The sequence below is a fragment of the Brachybacterium sp. SGAir0954 genome (assembly GCF_005490785.1).
Lineage (GTDB): Bacteria > Actinomycetota > Actinomycetes > Actinomycetales > Dermabacteraceae > Brachybacterium > Brachybacterium rhamnosum.
Map to the genome: position 1 here is coordinate 1,185,041 of NZ_CP027295.1, position 26,641 is coordinate 1,211,681.

Consider the following 26,641-nt stretch of genomic DNA (forward strand, 5'->3'; position numbering starts at 1 on the left):
TCCCCGCGCGACGTCGGGCCGTGAGGCACAGACCTCACGGATTTGTCGTCATGCACCGTTATGCATAAGGTTCCATCCGTGATCCCCACCCGACCCCGGCGGCGCAGCCTCCTCCGCGCGCTGCCCCTCGCCCTCGGCGGCGCGGCCCTCGCGCCTGCGCTCGCCGCCTGCACCGACGCCTCCGTGCGCCTGGACGCCGAGTCGAACGCGATCCCCACGATCGACCTCTCCGGCATCGAGGAGCGGCAGGACCTCGCCGAGCTCGTCCCCGCCGCGATCCGCGAGCGCGGCGAGCTCGTCAACGGCGCCGCCCTGAACTACGCCCCCGGCGAGTTCGTCGGCTCCGACGGGCAGGCCGTCGGCTACGACATGGACGTCCTCGCGGCGATCGGCAAGGTGCTGGGCCTGACGACCCGCACCGAGTCCGCGGTGTTCGCGCAGATCATCCCCTCGATCGGCTCGAAGTACGACGTCGGCATCTCGAGCTTCACCATCAACCCCGAGCGCCTCGAGCAGGTGACGATGGTGTCCTACTTCGCCGCCGGCATGAGCTACGCCGTGAAGTCGGGGAACCCGTACGGGATCACCCCGCCGGACCTGTGCGGCACGCGCGTCGCCCACCAGGTCGGCACCTACATGGACGATGTCGTCGTCGAGCGGGACGCCGAGTGCCGCGACGGCGGCGGCAAGGGCATCGTCGACCAGCCCTACGTCGGCAACGCGGACGCCGCGACCGCCGTCGCCGGCGGCAAGGCCGACGTCCTCATCGGCGACTCGCCCGTCGTCGCCTACGCCGTGGACCGCTCGCGCGGCACCCTCGAGCAGGTCGGCGAGATCGAGGACGCCGCCCTCAACGGCATCGTCGTCGCCAAGGACCAGCCCGACCTGGCCGAGGCGATCCGCGGCGCCGTCCAGCACCTCATCGACTCGGGCACCCTCCGCGAGATCCTCGCGGCCTGGGGGAATGAGACCGGCATGATCGAGACCTCGGAAGTGGACCCGCAGCAGTGAGCACACAGACCCCCGCCGCCCCCGCCGCCCGGCGCCCCGCCGATCCGATCCCGGGTCGGATCCGCGCCAAGCGGCCGCCCCGCCCCGGCACCTGGATCAGCGCTGTGATCGTCGCGCTGCTCGTGCTGGGCCTCGCGAACTTCCTCGTCACGAACCCCGTCTTCGACTGGGGGACCGTCGCGACCTTCATCCTCGACGTCAAGGTCGTCCAGGGAGTCGGCTGGACGCTCCTGATCACCGTGCTGTCGATGATCCTCGGCACCGCGATCGCGCTCACCGCGGCGATCATGCGCCGCAGCGAGAATCCCGTGCTGCGGGGCGTGAGCTGGGCGTACATCTTCGTCTTCCGCGGCACCCCGGTGTACACGCAGCTCGTGTTCTGGGGCCTGTTCACGGTGATCGTCCCCAAGATCGCGCTCGGTGTGCCCTTCGGCCCGGAGCTGTTCTCGTTCTCGACCCGTGACTACTTCCCGGCCTTCTGGGCGGCGGTCGTGGGCCTCGCGCTCAACGAGGGCGCCTACCTCGCGGAGATCATCCGCTCGGGCCTGAACTCGGTGGACAAGGGGCAGACGGAGGCGTCCAAGGCGCTCGGCATGAGCAACGGGAAGATCCTGCGGCGCATCATCATCCCGCAGGCCATGCGCGTGATCGTCCCGCCGCTGGGCAACGAGACCATCGGCATGCTGAAGACGACCTCGCTCGTCCTCGCGGTGCCCTTCACGCTGGACCTGACCTTCGCCTCGAACGCGATCGCGAACAAGCTCTACGCGCCGATCCCGCTGCTCATCGTCGCGGCCCTGTGGTACCTCGCCATCACGAGCGTGCTCATGGTGGGCCAGCACTTCCTCGAGCGGTACTTCGGGCGTGGGTTCGACGACCGCACCGGCGGGCCCGCCGCGAAGCGCTCCCGCCAGGCCGCGGTGAACCGCGCCGGCACGACCCCCAAGGACTCGCTCCCGGAGGTGGAGCTCTGATGACGACCGCGCCCCAGAACATCCCGTCCCAGAACGGTCCGTCCCCGTCCCCCGACGGGGCGGCGACCGCTCCCGCCGCCGGTCCCGCCTCCGCGGCGGGCGCCGCCCCGACCCCGCTCATCAGCCTCGAGGGCATCCACAAGGCCTTCGGCGACCTGCACGTGCTCAAGGGCTGCGACCTCGAGGTCGCGGCCGGTGAGGTCGCGGTGCTGATCGGCCCCTCGGGCTCCGGCAAGTCGACGCTGCTGCGCTGCATCAACCAGCTCGAGGAGCCCACCGCGGGCCGTGTCCGCATCGCCGGCGTCACCCAGGGCTACGCCGAGGAGCACCTCGCGGACGGCCGCTGGCAGAAGCTCCCCTCCGCGCAGATCGCCCGCCAGCGCTCACGGATCGGCATGGTCTTCCAGCGCTTCCACCTCTTCCCGCACATGACGGCGCTCGAGAACGTCATGGAAGCGCCGATCCAGGTGCTCGGCCGGGGGAGGGCGGAGGCGAAGGAGGCGGCGATCGCGCTCCTGGACCGCGTGGGCCTCGGGGATCGCGCGGACCACTACCCCTCGGAGCTCTCTGGCGGTCAGCAGCAGCGTGTCGCGATCGCCCGCGCGCTGGCGATGGAGCCCGAGCTGATGCTCTTCGACGAGCCCACCTCGGCCCTGGACCCCGAGCTCGTGGCGGAGGTGCTCTCCGTCCTCAAGGAGCTCGCCGAGGGCGGCATGACCATGATCGTCGTGACCCACGAGATGGGCTTCGCCCGCGAGGTCGCCGACCAGGTGATCTTCATGGACGACGGCCTGATCGTCGAGCAGGGCACCCCGGAGCAGGTCATCGACCACCCCGGGTCCGAGCGCCTGAAGGGCTTCCTCGCCTCGGTCCTCTGACCTACTCCTCCGACGGAGGCACGACCTACCCCGCGCCGCGCGTCGCCCGTCGGCCAGGGGGCGATCCGAGCACGGCCGTGTCCCGACCCGACTCGAGGTCGGTCCGTCTTTCTGAAAGGCGGGTCATCATGTACATGATGACCAGTCTTTTCGTGGGAGGCCCCGTCCGGTCGGCGGGGTAGCGCTCGATCCTGGCTCCCTGGCTCCCTGGCTCCCTGGCTCCCTGGCTCCCTGGCTCCCTGGCTCGCTGGCCTGCTCGCATCGCCGGTGCCGCCTCGCCTCGACCGGCCCGGTTCGACTCCGCTCGGGCCCCGGTGCCGCCCCTTCCGCGTCGTCCTGTCCCGTCACGCCCGACCTGCGGCGGAGGGGCCGACGCACGACGCCCGCCACGGGCCCGGCCGCTGCGAGGCGGAGGGCCGACGGCGGGCGTCGGGGTCGGGGTGATCGGGGTCGGTGGCCGGGAGCCGAAGCTCGACCCGCCGGCCTCTCAGGCCCCGGGGGTCACCACTCGAGGATCTGCCAGCGCTTCTTCTTCGCGAGCGAGAACAGGCCCAGGTCCGGGTTGATGGCGGTGGGGGTGCCCACGAGCTCGAGCCAGGCGGCGTCCGCGAGGGAGTCGCCGTAGCCGGAGGAGACCGAGAGATCCGCGCCCTGCCCGTCGGCGTACTTCAGCAGCCAGTTCCCGCGGGCCTCGTCGACCAGCGGGGGAGTGGCGAGGTAGCCGGTGAGCACGCCGTCGGCGTCGGCGTCCATCGGGGTGGCGATGACGTCGTCGAAGAGGTCGCGCAGCGGCTCGACGAGCAGGTCGAGCGCGCCGGAGACGAGCACGGTGCGGTGACCCGCGGCGCGGTGGCGCTCGATGAGCTCCAGGGCCTCCGGCCGGATCGAGGCCCGGATGCGGGTGCCCAGCTCGCCCTGCATGAGCGCGCGCAGCTCCTCGGCGCGGTAACCCTTGTACCGGCGGTTGACCATGCGGATCAGCTCGGAGCGGTCACGCTGGTCCGCCCGCAGGTACCCCGGCACCGAGGCGAGCACGGCCGCGATCTCCCCGGGCCACTCGCGGCGCGGGCGGGTCGCCCGGACCACGTCGACGTACTGGCGCACCACGTTGGACGCGATGACCGTGCCGTCGAGGTCGAAGACGGCGAGGGCGCCCGGCTTCTCCGTGATCTCGACCGGGCGGCCCGCACGGCTGCGCAGGGCGGCCTTGCGGCGCGAGTACGCCTTGGTGAGCTCCGTGATGGCGGGGAGGTGGTGGTTGCGGAAGAAGTCCGACCAGTCGATGTCGTGCACGTCGAAGTCGTGCTCCGCGAGGAAGGAGGCCGGCAGCTCCTCGCGCAGGGCGCGGGTGTTCGCGTCGTCGAAGACCATCTCCGTCTTCGTGTACAGCCGGTACAGCTCGATGTACTTGCGCAGCGTGGTCAGGCCCGAGGTGGCCTTGTGCAGCTGGGTCGTCCAGGCGCGCGTCCGCGTCGTGGCGGGGAGCTGGGCGACGACCGCCGCTCCCGCCTTGGCGCTGAGCTCCTTGATCCGGAAGCGCTGCTCGATCATCTCCACCGCGGGGAAGCTCCACTCGGGGACGGCGATCTTCTCGCCCTTCTCGTCCTCGAGGGGGTGCTCCAGGAAGTAGCTCCGCACGGCCGAGAACATCACGTGCAGCGGCAGCGGGTTCGAGGCGCCGGAGACCACCTGGTAGTAGGCGTCGTCACCGCGCCGGGAGACGTCCTGCGTGGCGAGGGCGACGATCACGTTGACGACGAAGTCCACCGGGATGACGTCGAGGATCGAGTCGGCCAGGCCCGGGAACTCGGGCAGCATGCCGCGGCCGTACGCCATGATCAGCGGGTCGGCGACCTTGTAGCCGTCGATCCAGCCCGGGTAGGGGCTGCGCAGCGCCGACTCGATGATCGAGGGGCGCACCACGGAGAGGCGATGGCCGTTCCCGGCCCAGAGCTCCTCGGCCACGCGCTCGGCCATGGCCTTGGTGAAGGTGTAGATGTCGGTCCAGCCCACGGACTGGGCGCGGGTGCGGCCGAAGTCCACGAGCCGCTCGTCCACCCAGGCGCTGCGGGCGTCCTCCGCGGCGGAGGCGACGGCCTTGGGGCCCATGCGGCCGTCGCGCAGGCGGGCGCTGCGCATCTGGCCGCGCAGGGTCTCGGGCCGGCGGCTCTCCGCCTCGACGCGCTCGCGGGCCGCGAGGGCGGCATCGAACTCGGTGCGCCAGTCGACGGTGTGGTCGAGGCTGCCCTCCTGGCGCAGGCCCTTGGCCGCGCCGCCCACGTAGGCGGTCGAGACGTGGATGACGTGCGGGTCCTGGCCGGAGGCGAGGAGCGCCTCATAGAGGTTGCGCGCGCCGCCCACGTTCGTGCGGAACGCCTCGTCGATCGGCGGGTCGAAGGAGACCGAGGACGCGGAATGGATCACGACGTCGAGCGGTCGGTCGATCGCGGGCATGTCGGTGAGGTCGCCCTCGAGCACGTCCACGCGCGAGCGGAAGACTTCGGCCGCCTTCTCGCGGTCGCCGCCGCCGACCTTCTCCACCCAGGTCGCGAAGACGGGCTTGCGCAGCAGGCCCTCGAGGCGCTTCGCGCCGGGGACGGCGCCCTTGGGGCGGATCACGGCGGTGACGTGCGTGTCCTCGGTGGTCTCGAGGAGGCTGCGCAGCACGGCCTGGCCCAGGAACCCGGTGACACCCGTGAGCAGGATCCTCCGCTTCCCGGTGGTCGGATCGCCGGCCGTGGCGGTCGCGGCGGGGGCGGGGGTGGTGTTCGACATGGGATCCCTCGGTGGACGGTGGGGCGTGTGCGGCGCGGCGGCCGCCCGGGGTTCCCGGGGGCGGCGTTCCTGCGCCCTCACACGCCCGCCGGAAGCGTTGGTGCAGGTCATCCCTGCGCAGGTCAGGGCGGGTCTAGTGTATCGTAGCCGCCATGCACAGGGCCCTGATCACCGGCGGCACCGCAGGCATCGGGGCCGCGTTCGCACGAGCATTCGCGGCGCGCGGGACGGACCTCGTCCTCGTCGCCCGGCACCCCGATCGGCTCGCGGAGGTCGCCGCCTCTCTCACCGAGACCTACGGCGTGCACGTCGAGACCATCGCCGCGGACCTCTCCGACCGCGACGCGCAGCAGCGCGTCGCCGACCGCCTCGAGGCCGCGGCCGATCCGGTCGACGTCTTCGTCAACAACGCCGGCTTCTCCGTGCGCTCCTCCCTGCTCGACGAGGACCTCTCGCAGCACGACCTCGGCTTCGAGGTCATGATCCGGGCGGTCCTCAAGCTGGGCGGCGCCGCGGGCCGCGGCATGAGCGCGCGGGGCGGCGGCTGGATCGTCAACGTCGGCTCCGTGAGCTCGCTCGTCACGCAGAACAACTACTCCGCCATCAAGGCCTGGGTGGGCAACTACTCCGAGTCCCTCGGCGTGCAGCTCTCCGGAACCGGTGTGAGGGTCACGTGCCTCATGCCCGGCTGGGTGCGCACGGAGTTCCACTCGCGCGCGGGGATCAAGGGCTCCTCGATCCCCGGGCCGCTGTGGCTGGACGCGGACTTCCTCGTCGAGCAGTGCCTGCGCGACGTGGCGCGGGGGCGCCCCGTCTCGATCCCGAGCCTCCGCTGGAAGGCGATCGTCGCCGTGCTGCGCACCACGCCGCGCGGCCTCGTGGCGAACCTCAGCTCGCTGCTCACCCACCGCCGCGACAAGGAGCGCTGAGCATGGCGGAGCAGGGCCCGCGCCAGGACCCCCGCGGCGAGCGGAAGCCGGGCCTGCTGGCCTCGCTCTCCGCCCGTTCCCGCGGTGAGGGCTGGGAGGCCCCGGAGGGGGACCTCGCCAAGTACCGCTCGCGCACGCGCTCCGCCCTGCGCTTCGTGCTGCAGCGCGGCGTGTTCCGCATCGTGGTGAGCGCCGCGATCACGCCGCGCACGATCGTCCACCGCCGCGTGCGCACCGTGCGCGGACCGTTCGTGCTGGTCGCGAACCATTCGAGCCACACCGACGCGCCGATGCTCGCCCAGGGGCTGCCGTGGGCGCAGGCGCGCTACCTCTCCACCGGCGTCGCCGCGGACTACTTCTTCCGGGTCTGGTACCGGCGGATCTTCGTGCGCGCGCTGTTCAACGCGTTCCCGATCGACCGTGACGGCTCGCGCAAGAACTCCGGCTTCTCCCGGCGCCTGCTGCGCTCGGGGGTGCCGATCCTGGTGTTCCCCGAGGGGACGCGCCAGCAGACCGGCCGCATCGGCTCCTTCAAGCCGGGCGGCGCCGCGCTCGCGATCGGCGTGGGGGTCCCCGTGATCCCCGCCGCGATGGTGGGCGCCTACGAGGCCATGCCCAAGGGGCGCAGCTGGCCCGTCCCCGGCCGCCCGCCCGTCGGCGTGGTCTACGGGGAGCCGATGCTCGCCGAGGAGGGCGAATCGGCCGTCGCGTTCACCGCACGCATCCGGGACCGGGTGCAGTCGCTGTACGACGACCATTACGAGGAGATCCTGGGGCATCCGCACCCGGGGACAGAGGAGTCCGCATGACCGCACCGATCGCCGCCGCCGACGTCACCCGACACAAGTGGTGGGGATGGGGGCAGGACGACGTCGCCTTCTCCGTGACGAACCGTCCGGCCTTCATCGACCTCGCGCGCAACGAGATCGGGATCGATCTCGCGAACGCGCCGGCCCCGGTGGCGCCGGTGCTCACGGACCACGAGGTGCCCGCGACGCGGCTCCCCGGCGCGGTGCGCGAGCAGCTCGCGCAGGCACTCGGCGAGGACGCGATCCGGGACGACGACGAGCACCGGGTGCTGCACTCCTTCGGCCGTTCGCTGCCGGACCTGTTCCGCGTGCGCACGGGCGCCTTCGAGCGCCTCGTCGACGCCGTGGTCTACCCGGGGAGCGAGGAGGACGTCGCCGCGGTGCTGCGGATCGTCCTCGAGCACGACCTCGTCCTCATCCCCTACGGCGGCGGCACCTGCATCTCCGGTTCGGTCACCCCCGACGCCGAGGAGCAGCGCCCGATCCTCACGATGAACCTGGGCCGGCTCTCCCGGATCCTCGAGATCGACGACACCTCAGGCCTCGCGCGGGTGCAGGCCGGCATGTACGGGCCGGACATGGAGGCGGAGCTCAACGCGAAGGGCTGGACCGTCGGCCACTTCCCGGACTCCTTCACCTTCTCCACCGTGGGCGGCTGGGCGGCGACCCGCTCCTCCGGCATGCAGTCGGACAAGTACGGCGACATCGAGGACATCGCGCGCGGGCTGCGGCTCGTGCACCCGGACGGCGTCGCCGTCACGAAGGCGATCCCGGGCCGCGACTCGGGCCCCAGCGTCCACGAGATGATCCTCGGCTCGGAGGGCCGCCTCGGCGTGATCACCGAGGTCACCGTGCAGGTGCACCGTTCCGCGCCGGTGCGCCAGGTGATCGGCTACATGTACCCGGATTGGGAGCACGGGATTCGCGGCATGCACGCGATCGCCCGCTCCACCGACGTCACACCGACCTTCACCCGGCTCTCCGACGGGCCCGAGACGAAGTTCTCCCTCGCGCTCTCCTCGAAGACGCCGACGACGACGAAGGCGAAGGTCTCCGCGAAGGTGCAGGACGGGCTGTTCGCCTACCTGCGCTCGCAGGGCTGGGACACGTCCGAGGAGATGTGCCTGAGCTACGTCTGCTTCGAGGGGTCGAAGGCCTCCGTCGAGCAGCAGAAGTCGATCGTCAAGAGGATCGTCAAGGCGAACGGCGGCGTGACCCTCGGCGCGAGCGTCGGCAAGGTCTACGACCAGAAGAAGTTCGACACGCCCTACCTGCGCGACTTCCTGCTGGGCCACCAGGTCTTCGGCGACGTGTGCGACACCGGGGCGACCTGGTCGAGCATCAACGAGGTCCACACGAAGGTCTACGAGGCCTTCGAGGAGGTGCAGCGCGCCCAGGACCTGCCGGGCTTCATGTTCTGCCACATGTCCCACAGCTACCACGCCGGCGCGTGCCTCTACTTCACCTTCGCGTTCCCCTACTCCAGCGAGGAGCAGGCGCTCGAGCAGTACTACCGCGCGAAGGAGGCCGTGCAGCAGACCTTCGTGGACCTCGGCTCGACGGTCTCCCACCACCACGCGGTGGGCGTCGAGCACCGGCCCTGGATCACCGAGGACATCGGCGAGGTGGGCGTGCGGATGGTCGAGGGCCTGTTCGCGGACAACGACCCGGGGCGGAACCTCAACCCCGGCAAGATCGTCGCGTCCTGAGCGCGGGGGCCCGGCGATGAGCGTGCTCGTGCTGCGGCACGGCGAGTCCACGGCGAACGTGGAGGGCGTCATCGTCTCCTCCCCGGGGGCGCGTGCGCTCACCGAGGTGGGGCTCTCGCGCCGCGGCCGGGAGCAGGCCACGGAGGCGGGCAGGCGTGCCCGCGAGGCGGGTCTCGACGCGGGCACCATCGTGCTGAGCAGCGACTTCGCCCGTGCGGCGGAGACCGCCGCGGTGTTCGCGGCGGAGCTCGGCGCCCGCGGGGCGCGGATCGATGCGCGGCTGCGGGAGCGGGACTTCGGGCCCTTCGACGAGGGGCCCGCCTCGGCCTACGACGGCATCTGGGCGGCGGACGCCGCCGGTCGCAGCGGCGAGCACGGGGTCGAGCCCGTGGCGTCGGTGGCCCGCCGCGTGGGCGCGGTGCTCGCGGAGGCCGATGCGCTCGCCGCCGACGGCCGCTCCGTGGTGCTCGTGGCCCACGGGGACGTGCTCCAGATCGCCCTCGCCCTCGGGGAGGGGCGGGACCCGCACGAGCATCGCGAGGTGCCGCACCTGGGCAATGCCGAGCTGCGGGAGCTGGGCCCGGCGCGGCCGGTCCCGGCCGACGCGTCGGCGCGGGCGTGAGCGCGCGACGATGAGCGTACCGACGCGAGGCGGCCAGGGCGCGGGCGGCACGGGAAGTGCCTGCGGTGCCGGTCGGGCCCTGCTGGTGGTGCGGGGGGACGTGGACGAGGTGCGCGCCCGCCTCGCAGCCTTCGTCGCGGAGCGAGGCTGGCGGGTCACGGACGCGCCGGGGGAGGAGCTGCTGCTCGAGCGCGGCAGCCGCGGCCGGACGATCGTCCTGGGATCCCTCGCGGGCCGTGCCTTCTACCTGAGCGCCCGGATCGGCACCCGGGCGGGGGAGGGCGGCACGCTCGTGGAGCACCGCTGGGGCGCGGGGGCGGGCCTCGTGCTGGGCGGCACCCTGGGCCGGGCCCGTGCGGCGCGCGCCCATGCGGAGCTCTCCCAGGCGCTGGAGTCGGCGCTCCGCGAGCAGGGGCTGCTGGTGCAGGTGCGCCGCGAGGGCTGAGCGCCCGGGGGAGAGGAAGAGGTTCCCTCGCCATTGAGGGAACCTCCGGACGACCATAGTCCAGGATCCGTGCGAACCAGGTCACACCACGGTCACGTTTTCCGTTACTACCTGGTCATTTGCTGTCGGGCTGCCCATGCTCCCCGGTCGTCGCGCGCCCCGGGCCTTGACTCCTGGGCACGTGGGAATCCGTCCCGGCGTGTCGCACCCTGCGGCGCCGCCCGCCCCTACGATGGATCGGACCGCATCGGCGCGGGCACGCCGCGCCCCGGAACCCACCACGAAGGGCATCCCCCATGACTCAGGGCAGCACCACCCTGCGCGTCGCCGTCTTCGGCGAGAACCGGCACGAGAAGGTCGACCCGCGCGTCCAGGAGCTCTATCCCGACGGCATGCACACGACGATCGCCGAGGCGCTGCGCACCACCCTCGCGGCCGACGGCGTCGACGCCGAGGTGCGCGTGGCCCTGCTCGACGACATCGAGGAGTCCCTCTCCGAGGAGGCCCTCGCCCGGACCGACGTCCTCACCTGGTGGGGCCACATGGCCCACGACGACGTGCCCGATGAGATCGCCGAGCGCGTCGCCCGCCGCGTGCGCGAGGGCATGGGCCTGGTCCCGCTGCACTCCGCCCACTACTCCAAGGTGTTCCGCCTCCTCATGGGCACCTCGTGCAACCTGCTGTGGCGCAACGACGGCGACGAGGAGCGGGTCTGGACCGTGAACGGCTCCCATCCGATCACCCGCGGCGTGCCGCACCCGATCGTCATCCCCGAGCAGGAGATGTACGGCGAGATGTTCGACATCCCCGCCCCGGACGAGCTCGTCTTCGTCTCCTCCTTCAGCGGCGGCGAGGTGTTCCGCTCCGGCTGCTGCTTCCGTCGCGGCAAGGGCAAGGTCTTCTACTTCAGCCCCGGCGACCAGGAGTACCCCGTCTACCACCAGGCGGAGATCCAGCGCGTGCTCGCCAACGCCGTGCAGTGGGCCCGCCCCGAGCCCCGCGAGATCGCCCCCGTGAAGATCGCCAATGCGCCCCGCGATTGGTACCGCGACGAGGAGACCACCCGTGTCATCTGAGAGCGCCGCGCACGCGGCCCGCGTCGGGGCGGCCGTCCCCACGTCGACCCGCTCCGCCGAGGCGGATCCGAACGCCGCGCTCGCCGCCGCCGCGGGGCAGGAGCCGCTGCGCGCGGTCGTCGTGGGCGCCGGCGGCATGGGCCGCTGGTGGGCGCGCGTCATCCACGACAGCCCCATGACCGAGCTCGTGGGCGTCGCGGACCTCGTCCCCGGCATGCCCGAGGAGTCGATCGCGCAGTCCGGCGTCCCGGACCCCTCCGCGGTCGCCGTCGGCACCGACGGCGTGGACCTCGCGCTCGAGGTCGGGGCGGACGTCCTCATCAACCCCACGGTCCCCGTCGCCCACCACCCGGTCACCGTGAAGGCGCTCCACGCGGGTATCCCGGTGCTGGGGGAGAAGCCCGTCACCGAGACGCTCCCGGAGGCGCTGAGCCTCATGGCGCACAGCGAGCTCACGGGCGTGCCGTTCATGGTCTCCCAGTCCCGGCGCTTCTTCCCGCAGGTGCGCGAGCTGCGCCGCTTCGTCGCCGCCCACGGGCCGACGGTCCTCACGAGCGCGTTCTTCTCCCTGTTCACCGAGCACGAGGGCTTCCGCGCGCAGCAGCAGCACCCGCTGCTGCGGGACATGGGCATCCACGCCTTCGACACCGCGCGCTACATCACCGGCACCGACCCGGTCGCGGTGACCGCGCTCGGGGCGAACCCGTCGTGGAGCGTCTACGCCGGGGACGCGACCGTCACCTGCACCTTCGAGATGGCGGGGGCGGACGGCACGGGCTCGCTGTTCGTCTACAACGGGTCCTGGAACGCGCGGGGCCTGCCCACCTACTGGAACAGCGAGTGGCGGATCGGCGCGGAGCACGGATCCGCGACCTGGGACGGCACCGGTGCGCCCGTGCTCGCCACGGAGGACGAGGAGCGCACGCGCGAGCTGCAGGCCGCCCTCGAGCAGGCGCTCGCGACCCCGGAGCCGGACCAGATCGACGCCTCGATCATCGAGTTCGCGACCGCCCTGCGGGAGGGCCGCACACCCCTGTGCGAGGTGCACGAGAACATCCTGAGCTTCGCGATGGTCGAGGCGGCGGTGGCCTCCGTGGAGCGGGACGCCCGGGTGGTCATCGACGAGCTGCTCGAGGAGGCCCGCGCGGAGGCGATCGCCGCGGAGCTCGATCCGGACGCGCGGGCGATCATGCAGGGCTGGGGATCGGTGCGCGAGGCGCTCACGGCCCGCTGACGGAACTGCTAGGCGCGGGCTGCGTCTCGCCTCCCGACGGCCGCGGGCCGGGACTTCCTCAGGTCCCGGCCCGCGTGCGGTACGGAGAGCGCGTCGGGGACGCGCGGTGCTCAGCCCTCGGTCGCGAGGGCCTTCTCGCGGTCCTCGTCGGCCGGGGCCGCGGGGGCGTCGGCCGGCGGGGCGGCGGCGAGCTCGCGGCGGTAGGCGCGCACCGAGTGGACGACGGCCGCGGCCCAGACCACGGCGACGACGCCGAGGGACAGCAGTCGCACGTCGTCCGGCGCGTCGACGAGGTCGCTGCGGAGGATCGTGCGGACGTTGGTCAGCACGATGATGCCGCCGACGAGGGAGCCGAGCACACGCGGCGGGACGAGCCGCACGAGCCAGGCGGCGATCGGGGCCGCGACGAGGCCGCCCGCGAGCAGCGCGAGCACCCAGGTGAGGTCGATGCCGGCGGTGCCGAGGCCCACGAGGAAGCCGAGCGAGGCGGCGACGGAGATGACGAACTCGCTCGTGTCGATCGAGCCGATCACCTTGCGGGGCTCGATGCGGCCGCTCGCGAGGAGCGCGGGGGTGCCGACGGGGCCCCAGCCGCCGCCGCCGGTGGCGTCCATGAAGCCGGCCACGAGGCCCACGGGGGCGAGGAAGCGGCGGCGCAGCGGCTTGCCGAGGCTGCTGCGGTCGATCCCCTTGACGGTGAAGCGCACGAGCACGTAGACGCCGAGCGCGAGCAGGATCCCGGACATGACCGGGGCGGCGACCTCGGTGGACAGCCAGGTGAGGAACGTGGCGCCCGCGAAGGCGCCGATCGCCCCGGGCAGCGCGATGCGGCGCACGACCTTCCAGTCCACGTTCCCGAACTTCCAGTGCGAGAGGCCGGAGGCGAGGGTGGTGCCGATCTCCGCGAGGTGCACGGTCGCGGAGGCGGAGGCCGGATTGGTGCCGATCGCGAGGAGCAGCGTGGTCGAGGTGACGCCGTAGGCCATGCCGAGGCTGCCGTCCACGAGCTGGGCGCCGAGCCCTACCAGGGCGAGCAGGATGAGTCGTCTCATCGATCAGGTCCTTCCGGGGCGAGAGCTGTCCACTCGAGGGAGTCTCCTCGATGCGGCCCGATAGGACAATAGTGCAGACACGACGCGTCATAAAGAACGATGATGGGGGCGTGCGGCGCGGCGGGGGAGGCGCGTCCCTGTCGCGAGGAGTGCCCGGATGCGGGGCCCGGAATGCAGAGAACCCGGGACATCGTCGCCGATGTCCCGGGTTCCTCGTCGGTGCGCCCGGAGGGATTCGAACCCCCAACCTTCTGATCCGTAGTCAGATGCTCTATCCGTTAAGCTACGGGCGCCTGCCAGCTGCGCTGACCTGGAATACATTACCGGCCCGCCCGGGGCGGCGCCACTTGAGCGGCCATGAGTCGGCTCACATCCGCGGCGCCGCCCGGGTCCCGACCAGCCGTCGGGACCGCTCAGGGGCCGGTCGCGGGGCTCAGGAGCCCCAGGTGCCCTGGCCGTTCCCGCCCTGCTGACCGTTCCCGCCCTGGCCCGGCTGGGGCGGGTTCTGCCACGGCTGCTGAGGGGCCGGCGGCGGGGACTGCTGGCCGCCCTGCTGCTGCCAGGGCTGCGCGCCCTGCTGGCCGGGCTGCTGGCCGAACGGTTGCTGCCCGCCCTGCTGGCCGAACTGGTCCTGACCGCCCTGCTGCGGCGGCTGCCCCCACGGCTGCTGACCCTGCGGGGACTGGGGTGCCTGCGGGGCCTGAGGCGCGGAGCCCTGGCCCACGGCCGGGGAGCCCGGGGCGGCCGGGGCGCCCGGGTACGCGGCGGCGCCGAAGGCGGCGGGGGCCACGGGGGCCTGCGCGGAGCCGTTGCCGCCGCCGTTCTTCTTGCGGCGCGAGCGGACCACGAAGAACACGATCGCCGCGATCACGAGCAGGGCGAGGAAGCCGAGCACGACCAGGATGATGATGACGACCAGCCACGGGAAGCCGCCGGACTTCGCGGTGATGTCCACACCCTGCGAGAGGTCGACGATGTCGGTGTAGACGACGGTGTTGCCGTCGATCGTGCCGCCCTGGGAGCTGGTGACCTCACCGGGGAAGGAGAAGACGACGTTCACCTGGAGCTGGTCCGCCTCGGGGAAGACGGCGAGGTCCTCCTCGGTGACCGCGGAGCTGCCCATGTTCATGACGAGGTGCAGCTCGCCGTTCTCCTCGGTGAGCTCGAAGTCCGAGTCGAAGTCGTCACGGGTGAGCGTGCCCTCGATCGTGCAGCCCCACATGCCGTCCTTCTCGTACGGCTCCCAGGTCGCGGTGCCGAAGCCGCCGGACTCCTCGGACTCCGAGCTCGCGCAGAACTCCTCCGCCGAGGAGTAGTACTCCTGGATGACGTCGGTGTTGATCGCGAGGTCCATCGAGATGTCGATCGAGTCGACGTCCTTGACGTCGAAGGTCGCGTCGATCTTGCCGCAGCCGGCGAGAAGCAGGAGGAACGGCAGCATCAGCAGTGCGGCCAGCCGCCGCCTGCGTGAGGTGAGGGTGTGCATGAGGAGCCCCTGGGGAAAGGTGTCGGCACGGACGCGCCGAGCGGCGGCCGCAGCCTCAGCCTAGCGAGAGACTCGCCACTTCGCCCTGGGGAGAACTCCCCATCATGGACAGGTGTCCACTCCTCGGGCTCCCGGGATCACTTCCAGAACATGAGCATGCCGCCGCCGGTGAGCATCACGCCGAAGCCCACGGCGAGGTTCCAGTCGCCGATCGGCAGGGGCAGCGTCGCCGAGGACAGGTAGTAGACCACCAGGTAGAGCAGTCCCAGGATCAGCAGGACGACCGCCGTCGGCGCGAGCCACACCGGGTTCGGGGCCACGGCGGCGACGCGGCGCCGGTTCGTGCGGGCGGTCTCCGCGGCGGCGCTGCGGCGGGGCGAGGAGGAGCGCGTGGCGTCCTTCGCCTCCTCGGGCACCTCGGGGACGGGGGCGCGGTCCTTGGCCTTCTTCGCGCCCTTGCCCTTCTTCGCTCGCGCGGCCTTCGCGCCCTTCCCCGTCGCGGCGTCCTTCTCCGCGTCCTCGTCCGTCTCGGCGAGGTCGTCCACCTCGTCGGTGTCCGCGTCATCGGCGGCGTCGGCAGCAGTGTCGACGGTGTCGTCGGAGCCGGCGGCGTCCTCGGCGACCGTCGCACGACGGCGGCCGCGGCGCACGGGATCCTTGGCGGAGGCGGCGGTGGAGGCGGTGCCGGACGCAGGGGAGGTCGTGCCCGACGCGTCGCCCGCGTCCTCGGCGCCGCCGTCGGCGGCGTCCTCGGCAGCGTCCGCGGTGTCCGCCACGAGGGCGTCCTGCTCCTCGGGTGCCGGGGCGGCGGTCCTCGCCTTCGCCGTCGCGCGGGCGGACTGCTTCCTCGTGCTCCTCGCCATCGGGCGCTGCTCCTCGGATCGGGGTCGTGCGGGCGTGCCGCGCGGGCTCGGCGGGTGCGAGCCGTGACCTAGGGTAATGGGCGTGCCTGGAGGGCGCGACGAGAGGAGGCGACATGGCGAGCGAGGAGAGCACCCCCGCACCGGACCCGGACGCCCCGCGGCGCCCCTTCGGCGGCCGGATCGGCGTGGCCGTCGTCATGGCGCTGTGCGGCGTGCTGTTCGTGACCACTGCGCGCCTCGCCGGTGGCGACTCCCTGCGCGACGACTCCGGGGACGTCGCCTCCGTGCTCCGCGAGCGGGACGTGGAGATCTCCCGCCTGGGCGACGAGGCGCGCACCAAGCGCGAGGCGATCGACGGCCTCACCGCGCAGGGCGCGGACGCCGAGACCGAGGCCCGCACGCAGGTGCTCACCGACGAGGTGGGCCTCAGCGAGGTCTCCGGTCCCGCCCTGCGGATCACCCTCACCGATGCGCCGACGGGCGTGCTCGGCTCGATGGACGGCGTCGAGCCCGACGACCTCGTCGTCCACCAGCAGGACATGGAGTCCTTCATCAACGCCCTCTGGGCCGGCGGCGCCGAGTCGATGATGCTCATGGACCAGCGCGTGGTGGGCGGCAGCGCCTTCCGCTGCGCGGGCAACACGCTCCTGCTCGAGGGCCGGGTCTACTCCCCGCCGTTCGTCATCACCGTGATCGGGCCGACGGACCGCATGCTCGCCGCCCTCGACGCCGATCCCGGCGTGAGCGTGTACCGGGAATGGGTGGACTACGTGGGGCTCGGCGAGAAGATCGAGACGCTGGACACGACGACGCTGCCGGCCTACGACGGCTCGCTCTCCCTCGACGCCGCGACAACGACGCCCTGAGGCACGGGGCCGGGCCCTGCCGCGAGGCGCTCAGGAGGAGGCGAGCAGCGGGGCGAGACCCCGCGAGCGCTCCTCCGCGTCGATCCCGTCGCACATCTCCAGGAAGCGCGCGAGCATGAGGTGCCCACCCTCGGTGAGCACGGACTCCGGGTGGAACTGCACACCGTGCAGCGGCAGCTCCCGGTGCGAGAGGCCCATGACGACGCCGTCCGCGGTGCGGGCGGTGACCTCGAGGACCTCCGGCACCGACTCCGGCAGCACCGTCAGCGAGTGGTAGCGGGTCACCGTCAGCGGGCTCGGCTCCCCGGCGAACACGCCGCGGCCCTCGTGCTCGATGACGCTCGTGCGCCCGTGCATGAGCTGCTCCGCGTGCGCGACCGTCCCGCCGAAGTGCTCGCCGAGCGCCTGATGGCCCAGGCACACCCCGAGCATCGGGACCTCCTGCTCGGCGCAGCGGCCGATCACGTCGAGGGAGCGGCCCGCGGTGCCGGGGTTCCCGGGACCGGGGGAGACGAGCACGCCGTCGAAGCCGGTGAGGTCCACGGCGCCGTCGGCCGTCTCCGGGACGGCGTCGTTGCGCACCACGGTGCACACGGCGCCCATCTGCTCGAGGTAGCCGACGATCGTGAAGACGAAGCTGTCGTAGTTGTCGATCACCAGCACGCGTGCGCCGTGACCGGGCTCAGCCGTTGCCATTGCCGTTGTTCCCGTTCCCGTTGCCGTTGCCGTTGCCGTTGCCGTTGTTCCCGTTGCCGTTCGACGTCGTGGTGGGCGCCTCGGTGGTCGTCGGGTCCTCCGTCGTCGGCTCCTCCGTGGTCGGGGCCTCCGTCGTGGGGGCCTCGGTCGTCGGCTCCTCCGTGGTGGGGGTCGGCGTCGGCGTCGCCTCCGGGCCCGTCGAGACGATCACCGTGATCGTCGAGCCCGCGTCGACCTTGTCGTCGGCCTGCGGATCCGTGCGGATCACGCTGCCCTCGTCGATCGAGTCGGAGGACTCCGTGTCCCCGCGCTCCACGCCGAAGCCGGCGTTCTCGAGGATCGTCTTGGCGTCCTCGTAGGAGCGGCCCGTGACGTTCGGGACCGCGACCGGCCCGGGGGCCGTGGCGATCGTCAGCTGGATCGTCGCACCGATCTTCGCCGAGGAGTCCTTGGGCGGGGTCTGGTCGGTGACCGTGCCGGCCGTCGCGTCCGAGGACTCCGCCTCGGTCGTCTCGACCTGGAAGCCGATGTCCTCGAGGCGCTTGGTCGCCTCCTCCTCGGTGAGGCCCTCGACGCTCGGCACCGTGTAGCTGCCGGTCGCGACCCACACCTGGATCTCGTCGCCGGGCGTCGCGGAGGAGCCCGCCTGCGGGCTCGAGCGGGTGACCGTGCCGGCCTCCGCCTTCACGGCGTCCTCCTCGCCCGCGACGGTCATCGTCAGCCCGACCTCCTCGAGGGCCGCGCGCGCGTCGTCGCTCGACTTCCCCGTGAGGTCCGGGACGTCCACGGGGGCGGGGCCGGAGGAGACCACGACGTTCACCGTGGAGCCCTTCGCGACCTCCTGCCCCGCGCCCGGGTCCGAGGAGATGACGGTGTCCTCGTCGACGTCGGCGGAGGCCTCCTGGGTGTACTTCCCCTTCAGGCCCGCGTCCTCCAGGCTCTGCGCCGCCTCGTCTTGGGTCTGCCCCTGGAGGGTCGGCACGGCGACCGTGGCGGAGGCCTGCTGCGCCCACGGCTGCCAGAACCACAGCAGCACGCCGAGCACCGCGAGGACGGCGAGGACGACGAGCGCGATCAGCCACCACGGCTTGCGGCGCTCGTCCTCCTGGACCTCGTCCGCCGAGCGGGGCGCCACCTGGCCCGTCGCCGGACCGGTCGCGGCTCCCGCCTCCCCCGCGCCGGCCAGCGCGGCCCCCGCGGGGACCGCGGACTGCGCCGAGGTCACCGCGGGCAGCGCCTCGGTCTCGTCGCCGACGGGCCCGAGGACCGTGGTCGCCGGAGTGTCGTCCCCGGGCCCGGTCGCCGCGCCCACCGGGACGGCGCCGTCCACGAGCTTCGGCTCACGACCGGCGACGGCCGCGGCGATGTCCCGCGAGAGCGCGACCGCGCTCGGGTAGCGCTGCTCGCGGTCCTTCGTCAGGCCCGTGAGGATCACGGCGTCCAGCGCCGGGGTGATGCTCGGGTTGATCGCCGAGGGCGCCACCGGGTGCTCGCGCACGTGCTGGTAGGCGATCGAGACGGGCGTGTCCCCCGTGAAGGGCGGGCGGCCCGTGAGCATCTCGTAGAAGACGCACGAGGCGGAGTAGATGTCCGAGCGGGCGTCGACCAGCTGGCCGCGCGCCTGCTCGGGGGAGAGGTACTGGGCGGTGCCCATGACGGCCTGGGTCGCGGTCATCGCGCTCGTGGCGTCCGCGACGGCGCGGGCGATGCCGAAGTCCATCACCTTCACGGTGCCCGCGTCGGTGATCATGACGTTGCCGGGCTTGATGTCGCGGTGCACGATCCCCGAGCGGTGCGAGTACTCCAGCGCGCTCAGCAGCGCCGCCATGATCTCGCCCGCGCGGTGCGGGTCCATGGGGTGCTCGGGATCGATGTGCTCGCGCAGCGTGGTGCCGCGCACGTACTCCATGACGATGTACGGGATCGTCACCTCGGCGCCCGTGACCGTGGTGTGGTGCTCCTCGCCGGTGTCGTACACGGCGACGATCGAGGGATGGTTCAGTGCGGCGGCACTCTGCGCCTCGCGGCGGAAGCGCTCCTGGAAGGAGTCGTCGCGCGCGAGGTCCGAGCGCAGCACCTTCACCGCGACGGTGCGGTGCAGGCGCTTGTCCTCCGCCAGGAAGACCTCCGCCATGCCCCCCTGGCCGAGGATCCGCCCGAGGGAGTAACGGCCCCCCAGAACCAGACTCTCTCCGCTCACTCCACACCCGTCCTCGTGCCGTGGCCGCTGCGGGCCGATCGTCCCATCGTAGTGCGTGGGCGCTCCGCCCCCGGCCTGTTCAGGCCCGGTGCGAGCAGGCCCACTGCGGCGCCCTGCGCCGCCCCCGCGGCGGGGACCGGCAGCCAGCCCATGCCGCCCGCGACCGCGGCCAGCACCACGACGAGCAGGATGAGCAGCAGCACGAAGCCCGGCAGGGACATGCCCATGACCTTGCGGCCCGTGACCGAGCCGCGGCTCGTGCGCTCCGTGCGGTCGGTGCGCTCGCGCCGACCCGCCTGGTCCGGACCGGCGGCGGCTCCCGCCCCCGACCGGCCGGCCCCTGCCGCCGGAGCCGCCGGCGAGGGCGAGGCCGCGGAGCGCATGGCCGGCGCCGAGCTCGCCGAGGAGGCGGACAGCGCCGATGGCCCCGAGGCGCCCGAGCGGTGGCGGATCCCGCGGCCGCGGCCCGAGAGCGGCAGCGGCATCGCGGCGGTGCGGGTGGGCCCCGTCGCGTGCGGGCCCGTCCCCGGGGAGCCCGCGGGCGAGGTGGCCGAGGCGGCCGAGCCGCCGCGACCGCGCGCCGCGGAGCCGGTCGGGTTCTCGCCCGTCCAATCGTGGTCCTCGACATGGGTCACCGGGATCGCGCCGGTCGTGAAGCGGGGCTCCTCGCCGCGCTGGATCGCCTCGAGGATCCGGGCGACGGCCGCCGCCGAGCGGGGACGGTTCGCGGGGGCCTTCGCGAGGCACATCATCACCAGGCGGCGCAGGTCCGGGTGGATCCCCGAGGGGAGCTCCGGCGGCTGCTTCTTCACCTGGGCCATCGCGATCTCCACCTGGCTCGAGCCGGTGAAGGGGCGATGCCCCACGAGCATCTCGTAGGCGACGATGCCGAGCGCGTAGATGTCGGAGAGCGAGGTGGCCTGCTTGCCCATCGCCTGCTCCGGGGAGAGGTACTGGGCGGTGCCCATGACCAGGCCCGTCTTCGTCAGCCGCGCCTGATCGGAGCTGCGGGCGATGCCGAAGTCCGTGATCTTCATGGACCAGTCGTTCTTCTCGTCCACGAGCACGTTCTCGGGCTTCACGTCACGGTGCACCACGCCCTTGGAGTGGGCGGCGTCGAGCGCCCGGGCGAGGTCGATGAGCACGGGGATGATCCGCCGCTCGGGGAGCCCGCCGGGGTTCTCCTCGATGATCTCGGAGAGCGGCCGGCCGGGGCAGAGCTCCATGACGATGTACGCGCGGCCCTCGAGCTCGCCGTAGTCGTACAGCGCGGCGATCGCGTCGTGCGAGAGCGCGGCGGTGTGCCGCGCCTCCGCGCGGAAGCGCTTGAGGAAGCCCTCGTCGAAGGCGTACTCCTCGCGCAGCACCTTGATCGCGACCTCGCGGTCGAGCTCGGTGTCCACACCCCGCCACACCTGGCCCATGCCGCCGGTGGCGATCAGGCTCCTCAGCTCGTACCGTCCCTCGAGCACCAGTCCCGCTTCGGTCCTCATGGCTGGATCACCGCCTCCATCACGTCACGGGCGATCGGCGCGGCGGTCCGCGAGCCGTAGCCGCCCTCCTCGACCACCACGGCCACCGCGACCTTCCTGTCGTCCTGCTGCGCGTATCCCACGAACCACGAGTGGGCGGTGCGGCCGTCGCCCCACTCGGCGGTGCCGGTCTTGCCGCCCACCTCGGCGCCGTCGATCTGGGCGGCGGTGCCCGTGCCCTCGCTCACCACGCCCTCCATCATCTGCCGCATGAGCGCGGCGTTCGAGGCGCTCAGCGGCCGGCCCAGCTCCTTGGGCGTGAGCTCGGAGATCGTGGAGAGGTCCGAGGTGCTGACCTTCTGCACGAGCTGCGGCTGCATGACCGCGCCGTCGTTCGCCATCGCGGAGGCCACCATGGCCATCTGCAGCGGCGTCACGCGGTCCTCGTACTGGCCGATCGACGTCGTCGCGAGCTGCGAGGCGTCGAGGTCATCCCCGATCGTCGAGGGGGTCACCGAGAGCGGGATCGAGAGCTTCTGCCCGAAGCCGAACTCCTCGGCCGTGGTGCGCAGCTGGTCCTCGCCGACCTCCTGGCCCAGCAGGGCGAAGGAGGTGTTGCACGACTGCTCGAGCGCCGCCTGCAGCGTCGAGGAGTCGTCCGGCCCGCAGGCCTCGGTGCCGCCGCCCGCGTGGTTGTTCATCACGGAGCTGGACTGCGGGAGCGTGTAGGTGCCCGGGCCGGGGATCTGCGTCTCCGGCGTGTAGCCGCCGGACTCGAGCGCCGCCGCGGCCGTGACGAGCTTGAAGGAGGAGCCCGGCGGGTAGAGGTCGCCCGCGATCGCCCGGTTGGTGAGCGGGCGGTCGGGGTCGTCGTTGAGCTCCGACCAGGCCGCCTGCACGTCCTTCGTGCTGTGCGAGGCGAGGTCGTCGGGGTCGTAGCTGGGGGCGGAGACCATGGCGAGCACGGCGCCCGTCTCCGGGTCCAGCGCGACCGCCGCGCCCTTCTTCCCGTCGAGGGCGTCGTAGGCGGCCTCCTGGGCCTTCGCGTCGATCGTGAGCTCGACCGTCGCGCCCTGCCCCTGCTTGCCGGAGAGGATGTCGGAGATGCGCTGGTAGAACAGGGCGTCCGCGTCCCCGGAGAGGGTGTCGTTCAGGGCCCGCTCGAGGCCCGAGAAGCCGTAGACCACCGAGTAGTAGCCGGTGACCGGGGCATACATCGCCCCCGGGTCGTAGCTGCGCAGGTAGCCGTAGGAGTCGTCGGAGCGCGCGGAGGAGGCGATCGCGGTGCCGTCCACGACGATCGGCCCGCGGTGGCGGCCGAACTCGTTGTAGATCGTGCGGACGTTGCGGCCGTCGGCGTTCAGGCGGCCCTGGGCGACCACCTGGAAGTAGGTGGTGGAGGTGAACAGCAGCACGAAGAGCACGCTGACCACGAGCCAGAGATGGCGCAGGGGACGGTTCATGCGATCGCCTCCGCGGGGGAGCCGCCGGCCGGGGCCGGGGAGGGGGCGCCCGGCACCTGCCGCGCGGCCGGGCGGCGCGCGGCGTCGGAGAGCCGCACGAGGATCCCGGCGATGATCCAGTTGCACACGAGCGAGCTGCCGCCCGCGGCGAGGAAGGGGAGGGTCAGGCCCGTGAGCGGGATGACCCGGGTGACGCCGCCGATGACGACGAACACCTGCAGCGCGATGACGAAGCCGAGGCCAGCGGCGAGCAGCGTGCCGAAGCCGTCGGAGATGCCGACGGCGGCGCGGAAGGCGCGCTCGACGAGCAGCAGGTAGAGCAGCAGCAGGGCGAAGGCGCCCACGAGGCCCAGCTCCTCCGCGAGTGCGGAGAAGATGAAGTCCGACTCCGCGAAGGGCACCACGTTCGGGCGCCCCTCGCCGAGGCCGGCGCCCGTGATGCCGCCGTTGGCGAGGCCGAACAGGCCCGCGTTGATCTGACCGCAGCGGTCGAAGTTCTCGCTCGAGAGCGGGTCCAGCCAGCAGGTCAGGCGCGTGCGCACATGGCTCATCTGGGTCGCGGCGATGACCGCCGGCGGCAGGAACAGGACCGCGCCGATGACGAGCCAGGAGAGGCGGTCCGTCGCGACGTAGAGCATCGCGACGAACAGGCCGAAGAACATGATCGAGGTGCCGAGGTCCGTCTCGAACACGAGGACCGCCATGGCGAAGGCCCAGGCCACGAGGATCGGACCGAAGTCCGCCCAGCGGGGGAGCCGGATCCCGAGCACCTTGGGGCCCGCGAGCGCGAGCGTGTCGCGGCGCGAGACGAGGTACCCGGCGAAGAACACCGCGAAGCAGATCTTCGCGAGCTCCGCGGGCTGGAAGCTGTTGCCGGCGATCGAGATCCAGATCTTCGAGCCGTAGCGCGAGGAGCCCAGCCCGGGGACGAGCGGGGTCAGCAGCAGCACCGCACCGGTCACGGCCGCGATCCAGGTGTAGCGGCGCAGCCAGCGATGGTCCCGCAGGGCCACGAGCAGCGCGGCGCACAGGATCACACCGAGGCCCGCCCAGAGCATCTGACGGTCCGCGACGGCGCTGCTGCGGTCCTGGTAGAGGATGCGCGCGGAGTCCACGCTCGCGATCACCGCGATGCCCAGCAGGTTCAGCAGCACGACGAGCGGCAGGATCACCGGATCCGCGTACGGCGCGCGCCACATGACCACGGCCTGCAGCACGACGGCGACCACGAGGGCGCCGACGGCGTGCTCGACCAGGCCCGGGGGCAGTTCGTCGAAGCGGCCCAGCCAGACGAGCGCGTAGGCGGTCACGCCGATCGCGACGGCGGCCAGCAGCAGCAGCGCCTGGGTGATGCGCCGCGGCCGTGCGGTGTAGGAGACGATCGTGGCCATGTCAGCCGGCCTCGCCGGAGTCGCTGCCGTCGGAGGGCGAGCCGGTGCCCTGCGGGTCCACCGGGATGTCCGTGATCGCGGACTGCTCGAGGCGGCCCACGATCTGCTCGGCGGCGTCGCGGTTCGCGGCGGTGATCGTCGCCTCGACCTGCTGGCGGGTCACCTCGGGGAGGTCCGCCATGGCGACGTCGGTGACCTCGACCTCGGAGGACAGCGAGATCGGGCCGAGGTCCTGGGAGAGGCCCTGGTAGACGACGACGTGCGTGCCGTCGGAGCCCACGTAGTACTGCCGCTGGCTCCACGCGTACCCGGCCCACAGGGCGCCGGCGAGCAGTGCGACGAGCAGGGCGACGGCGACGAGCACGGGCCACGGGCTGCGCCGTGGGGGCTCGTCCTCCGCGAAGTCCTCGTCGGCGTAGGGGAACTCGGGCTCGTCCCGGGTGAGCGCGGCGGCCTTCGCGGCCGGACCGGAGGCGGTCGTCGGGGCGTGCCGGGTGCGCGCGGCGGAGCCCACGATCTGCGGGGTCGTCGAGGGCGCCTCCTCGCCGCGGGGGAGGTCGTCGAGGTCGAGGACGTCCGCGATGATGCAGGTGATGTTGTCCGGGCCGCCGCCCTTGAGGGCGAGCTGGATCAGCGCGTCCGCGCACTCGCCCGGGTCCTCGATCTCCTGCAGGGTCGCGTCGATCGTGTCGAGGGAGACGAGCCCCGAGAGACCGTCGGAGCACAGCATCCAGCGATCGCCCACGTGCGCGGGGCGCAGGGAGAGGTCCAGCTCCGGATCGGCGTCGACGTCGCCGAGCACGCGCATGAGCACGGAGCGCTGGGGGTGGCGCTCGGCCTCCTCCTCGGTGAGGCGGCCCTCGTCGAGGAGACGCTGGACGAAGGTGTGGTCCTTGGTGACCTGCGTGGTCTCGCCCTCGCGCAGCAGATAGGCGCGCGAGTCGCCGATGTGGGCGAGCGCGAAGCGGCCCTCGAGCCGCAGCAGCGCGGTGATCGTGGTGCCGAGCCCGGCGAGCTGCGGCTCGTCCCGGGCGCGGCGCAGGATCTCCTGGTTCGCCTCGAGGACGGACTCCTCGAGGGTCGCGACGATGTCCGAGGCGGGGGTGTCCGCGTCGAGGCGGGCGAGGTGGCCGATCGCGACGGAGGAGGCGACGTCGCCGCCGGCGTGGCCGCCCATGCCGTCGGCGACCACGAGCAGGTGGCTGCCGGCGTATCCCGAGTCCTGGTTGTTCGAGCGGACCAGGCCCACGTCCGAGCGTGCGGCATAGCGGAGGGCGATGGTCATCGGGGGCCTCGTCTCAGTTCGATCTCGGTGCGGCCGATGCGCACCTGGGCGCCGGGCCGGAACGGCACCGAGCCCTCGATGCGGCGGCCGGACACGAGGGTGCCGTTGGTCGAGCCGAGGTCCTCGACCACCCATTCGTCGTCGCGCTGGAACACGCGCGCGTGGCGGTTGGAGGCGTAGTCGTCGTCGAGCACGAGCGTGCACTCGGGCGCGCGGCCGATGAGGATCGGGGTCGAGCCGAGGGTCAGCGACGTCCCGCGCAGCGGGCCGGCGGTCACGACGAGCGTCGTCGCGGTCACCGCGGGATCGGTGCGCGCGGCGCCGCCGCCCGCGGTGGGCGGTGCGCCCGCGGCGGAGGGCCGCTGCTCACGGCGCGGGTCCTTGCTCGAGCGGGTCACGACGGTGGTGCCGAAGAGGTCCCCGCGCAGCACGATGACGACCGCGATGACGAAGAGCCACAGGGCCAGCACGAAGCCGAGCCGCAGGGCGACGATGGTCAGTTCGCTCATGCGTCGCTCACCAGCTCTCCGGCGCACCGGCCGGGAGCAGGACGGTGAGCCGGGTGCGTCCGATCTTGACCAGCGAGCGGTCGTGCAGGACCACGGGCGTGCGGATGCGCTCGCCGTCCACGTGGGTGCCGTTGGTCGAGCCGAGGTCGGTGACGACGAGCGTGCCGTCGGCCTCCGTGCGCAGCTCGATGTGGTGCCGGGACACGCCGGTGTCCTCGAGGATGATGTCGGCGTCGCCGCCGCGGCCGATCACGGTCACGGGACCGGTGAGCAGGTACTGCTGGCCGTCGATCTCGACGATCGGGTGGCCGCCGGCGCCCGCGCGACCGGCCGCCGTGGCGGGTGCGACGCTGCCGCGCTCGGTGCGGGACTCGGTCTCGAACCGGCCGGGACGCACGTCGTCGTCCTGCGCGAGGTCGACGTGGACGGGGCCGACGAACATGTAGCGCTGCTTCTCGGCGTGCTCCATGAGCACGCGCACGAGCTCCTCGACGAGGGTGTCCTGCCACGAGGAGAAGCGCTCGAAGTCCTGGCTGTGCAGGTAGACGGTGTAGGCGTTCGGCGCGAGGGTGCGCACGCGGTCCATGACCTGGATCTGGTCGTCGCACTCGCGCTTGAGACCCTGGGCGAGGTCCAGCGGCTTGAGCTGTCCGCGCCCGGGGGAGAACACGCTCGTCACCCCGCGGTCGAGCCCGCGCTCGATCCGGTCCAAGATCCCCACGGTGAACCCTCGCTGTCCTCGTGCCATCGGTGCTCCGCCGGCCCGTGCCGCGCGGGGCTGTTCGCCCCCCGATCGTAGCGTGCAGGTGGGGGCGCGGAGCGGGGGCCGCGCGGCAGGACGGCGAGGGAATCGTGCAGGCCTCGTGAAGGAGGGGCCTCATGGAGGAGGAGCCACG

The 26,641-nt window shown here is 72.6% G+C and carries 23 protein-coding genes and 1 tRNA gene; 11 read left to right on the plus strand and 13 right to left on the minus strand.

Annotation, left to right across the window (positions count from 1 at the left end):
• The first annotated feature begins 78 nt into the window (after positions 1-78).
• Genes C1N80_RS05145 through C1N80_RS05155 form a run of 3 tightly spaced genes read left to right on the plus strand, consistent with a single transcriptional unit; the run spans position 79 to position 2,863 of the window.
• The gene (locus C1N80_RS05145; protein ID WP_137769797.1) at positions 79-1,011 is read left to right on the plus strand and encodes an ABC transporter substrate-binding protein; all 933 of its coding nucleotides are present in this window, start codon (positions 79-81) and stop codon (positions 1,009-1,011) included.
• Entirely contained in the window at positions 1,008-1,985 is a 978-nt protein-coding gene (locus C1N80_RS05150; protein ID WP_137769798.1) for an amino acid ABC transporter permease, read from the plus strand. The genes C1N80_RS05145 and C1N80_RS05150 overlap by 4 nt, the downstream gene beginning before the upstream one ends.
• Positions 1,985-2,863, plus strand: coding sequence for an amino acid ABC transporter ATP-binding protein (locus C1N80_RS05155; protein ID WP_137769799.1), 879 nt, complete (start codon positions 1,985-1,987; stop codon positions 2,861-2,863). Before C1N80_RS05150 ends, C1N80_RS05155 begins: the two co-directional genes overlap by 1 nt.
• Before the next feature lie 501 nt (positions 2,864-3,364).
• On the opposite strand, the gene C1N80_RS05160 is transcribed toward C1N80_RS05155, so the two are convergent.
• On the minus strand, positions 3,365-5,638 hold the full coding sequence (locus C1N80_RS05160) for an HAD-IB family hydrolase (protein ID WP_137769800.1): 2,274 nt from the start codon (positions 5,636-5,638) through the stop codon (positions 3,365-3,367).
• Positions 5,639-5,790: 152 nt separating this feature from the next.
• Between C1N80_RS05160 and C1N80_RS05165 the strand changes: the two genes are divergently transcribed.
• The 7 genes from C1N80_RS05165 to C1N80_RS05195 all read left to right on the plus strand — a co-directional run bounded on the left by C1N80_RS05165 (position 5,791) and on the right by C1N80_RS05195 (position 12,462).
• Entirely contained in the window at positions 5,791-6,567 is a 777-nt protein-coding gene (locus tag C1N80_RS05165; protein ID WP_137769801.1) for an SDR family oxidoreductase, read from the plus strand.
• A gap of 2 nt (positions 6,568-6,569) precedes the next feature.
• Positions 6,570-7,376, plus strand: a complete 807-nt coding sequence (locus C1N80_RS05170) for a lysophospholipid acyltransferase family protein (RefSeq protein ID WP_137769802.1) — start codon at positions 6,570-6,572, stop codon at positions 7,374-7,376.
• Entirely contained in the window at positions 7,373-9,085 is a 1,713-nt protein-coding gene (locus C1N80_RS05175) for an FAD-binding oxidoreductase (protein ID WP_137769803.1), read from the plus strand. Before C1N80_RS05170 ends, C1N80_RS05175 begins: the two co-directional genes overlap by 4 nt.
• 16 nt (positions 9,086-9,101) lie before the next feature.
• The gene (locus C1N80_RS05180) at positions 9,102-9,707 is read left to right on the plus strand and encodes a histidine phosphatase family protein (RefSeq protein WP_137769804.1); all 606 of its coding nucleotides are present in this window, start codon (positions 9,102-9,104) and stop codon (positions 9,705-9,707) included.
• A gap of 10 nt (positions 9,708-9,717) precedes the next feature.
• Entirely contained in the window at positions 9,718-10,152 is a 435-nt protein-coding gene (locus tag C1N80_RS05185; RefSeq protein WP_137769805.1) for a hypothetical protein, read from the plus strand.
• A 296-nt stretch (positions 10,153-10,448) separates the two neighbouring features.
• The gene (locus C1N80_RS05190; RefSeq protein WP_137769806.1) at positions 10,449-11,228 is read left to right on the plus strand and encodes a ThuA domain-containing protein; all 780 of its coding nucleotides are present in this window, start codon (positions 10,449-10,451) and stop codon (positions 11,226-11,228) included.
• Complete coding sequence (locus C1N80_RS05195) at positions 11,218-12,462, plus strand: Gfo/Idh/MocA family protein (RefSeq protein WP_240811241.1); 1,245 nt, start codon at positions 11,218-11,220, stop codon at positions 12,460-12,462. The genes C1N80_RS05190 and C1N80_RS05195 overlap by 11 nt, the downstream gene beginning before the upstream one ends.
• Before the next feature lie 110 nt (positions 12,463-12,572).
• On the opposite strand, the gene C1N80_RS05200 is transcribed toward C1N80_RS05195, so the two are convergent.
• The 4 genes from C1N80_RS05200 to C1N80_RS05215 all read right to left on the minus strand — a co-directional run bounded on the left by C1N80_RS05200 (position 12,573) and on the right by C1N80_RS05215 (position 15,863).
• Positions 12,573-13,514 carry a sulfite exporter TauE/SafE family protein gene (locus C1N80_RS05200; RefSeq protein WP_137769808.1) on the minus strand — a complete coding sequence of 314 codons (942 nt, stop codon included), beginning with the start codon at positions 13,512-13,514 and terminating at the stop codon, positions 12,573-12,575.
• 220 nt (positions 13,515-13,734) lie between these two features.
• Positions 13,735-13,807: transfer RNA gene (locus tag C1N80_RS05205), tRNA-Arg, on the minus strand.
• 140 nt (positions 13,808-13,947) lie between these two features.
• On the minus strand, positions 13,948-15,000 hold the full coding sequence (locus tag C1N80_RS05210) for a FeoB-associated Cys-rich membrane protein (protein WP_137769809.1): 1,053 nt from the start codon (positions 14,998-15,000) through the stop codon (positions 13,948-13,950).
• Positions 15,001-15,137: 137 nt separating this feature from the next.
• Positions 15,138-15,863 carry a cell division protein CrgA gene (locus C1N80_RS05215; protein WP_137769810.1) on the minus strand — a complete coding sequence of 242 codons (726 nt, stop codon included), beginning with the start codon at positions 15,861-15,863 and terminating at the stop codon, positions 15,138-15,140.
• A 113-nt stretch (positions 15,864-15,976) separates the two neighbouring features.
• On the opposite strand from C1N80_RS05215, the gene C1N80_RS05220 reads away from it, so the two are divergent.
• On the plus strand, positions 15,977-16,729 hold the full coding sequence (locus C1N80_RS05220; protein ID WP_137769811.1) for a DUF881 domain-containing protein: 753 nt from the start codon (positions 15,977-15,979) through the stop codon (positions 16,727-16,729).
• 30 nt (positions 16,730-16,759) lie between these two features.
• Here C1N80_RS05220 and C1N80_RS05225 read toward each other — a convergent pair whose 3' ends face one another.
• The 8 genes from C1N80_RS05225 to C1N80_RS05260 all read right to left on the minus strand — a co-directional run bounded on the left by C1N80_RS05225 (position 16,760) and on the right by C1N80_RS05260 (position 26,466).
• A complete protein-coding gene (locus C1N80_RS05225) occupies positions 16,760-17,425 on the minus strand; it encodes an aminodeoxychorismate/anthranilate synthase component II (RefSeq protein WP_137769812.1) in 666 nt (221 codons plus the stop codon).
• Complete coding sequence (pknB, locus tag C1N80_RS05230; protein WP_240811242.1) at positions 17,412-19,559, minus strand: Stk1 family PASTA domain-containing Ser/Thr kinase; 2,148 nt, start codon at positions 19,557-19,559, stop codon at positions 17,412-17,414. The genes C1N80_RS05225 and pknB overlap by 14 nt, the downstream gene beginning before the upstream one ends.
• A 62-nt stretch (positions 19,560-19,621) precedes the next feature.
• Positions 19,622-21,118: a serine/threonine-protein kinase gene (locus C1N80_RS05235; RefSeq protein ID WP_137769814.1), complete on the minus strand. Its 1,497-nt coding sequence runs from the start codon at positions 21,116-21,118 to the stop codon at positions 19,622-19,624.
• The gene (locus C1N80_RS05240; RefSeq protein WP_137769815.1) at positions 21,115-22,560 is read right to left on the minus strand and encodes a penicillin-binding protein 2; all 1,446 of its coding nucleotides are present in this window, start codon (positions 22,558-22,560) and stop codon (positions 21,115-21,117) included. The genes C1N80_RS05235 and C1N80_RS05240 overlap by 4 nt, the downstream gene beginning before the upstream one ends.
• A complete protein-coding gene (locus C1N80_RS05245; protein WP_137769816.1) occupies positions 22,557-23,951 on the minus strand; it encodes an FtsW/RodA/SpoVE family cell cycle protein in 1,395 nt (464 codons plus the stop codon). Before C1N80_RS05245 ends, C1N80_RS05240 begins: the two co-directional genes overlap by 4 nt.
• 1 nt (position 23,952) lies before the next feature.
• Positions 23,953-25,236 (minus strand): PP2C family serine/threonine-protein phosphatase, encoded by a 1,284-nt coding sequence (locus C1N80_RS05250; RefSeq protein WP_137769817.1) that lies wholly within the window; start codon positions 25,234-25,236, stop codon positions 23,953-23,955.
• Positions 25,233-25,745, minus strand: a complete 513-nt coding sequence (locus C1N80_RS05255; RefSeq protein WP_137769818.1) for an FHA domain-containing protein — start codon at positions 25,743-25,745, stop codon at positions 25,233-25,235. The genes C1N80_RS05250 and C1N80_RS05255 overlap by 4 nt, the downstream gene beginning before the upstream one ends.
• Before the next feature lie 7 nt (positions 25,746-25,752).
• Positions 25,753-26,466 (minus strand): DUF3662 and FHA domain-containing protein, encoded by a 714-nt coding sequence (locus C1N80_RS05260; protein ID WP_137769819.1) that lies wholly within the window; start codon positions 26,464-26,466, stop codon positions 25,753-25,755.
• Positions 26,467-26,641 lie beyond the last annotated feature (175 nt).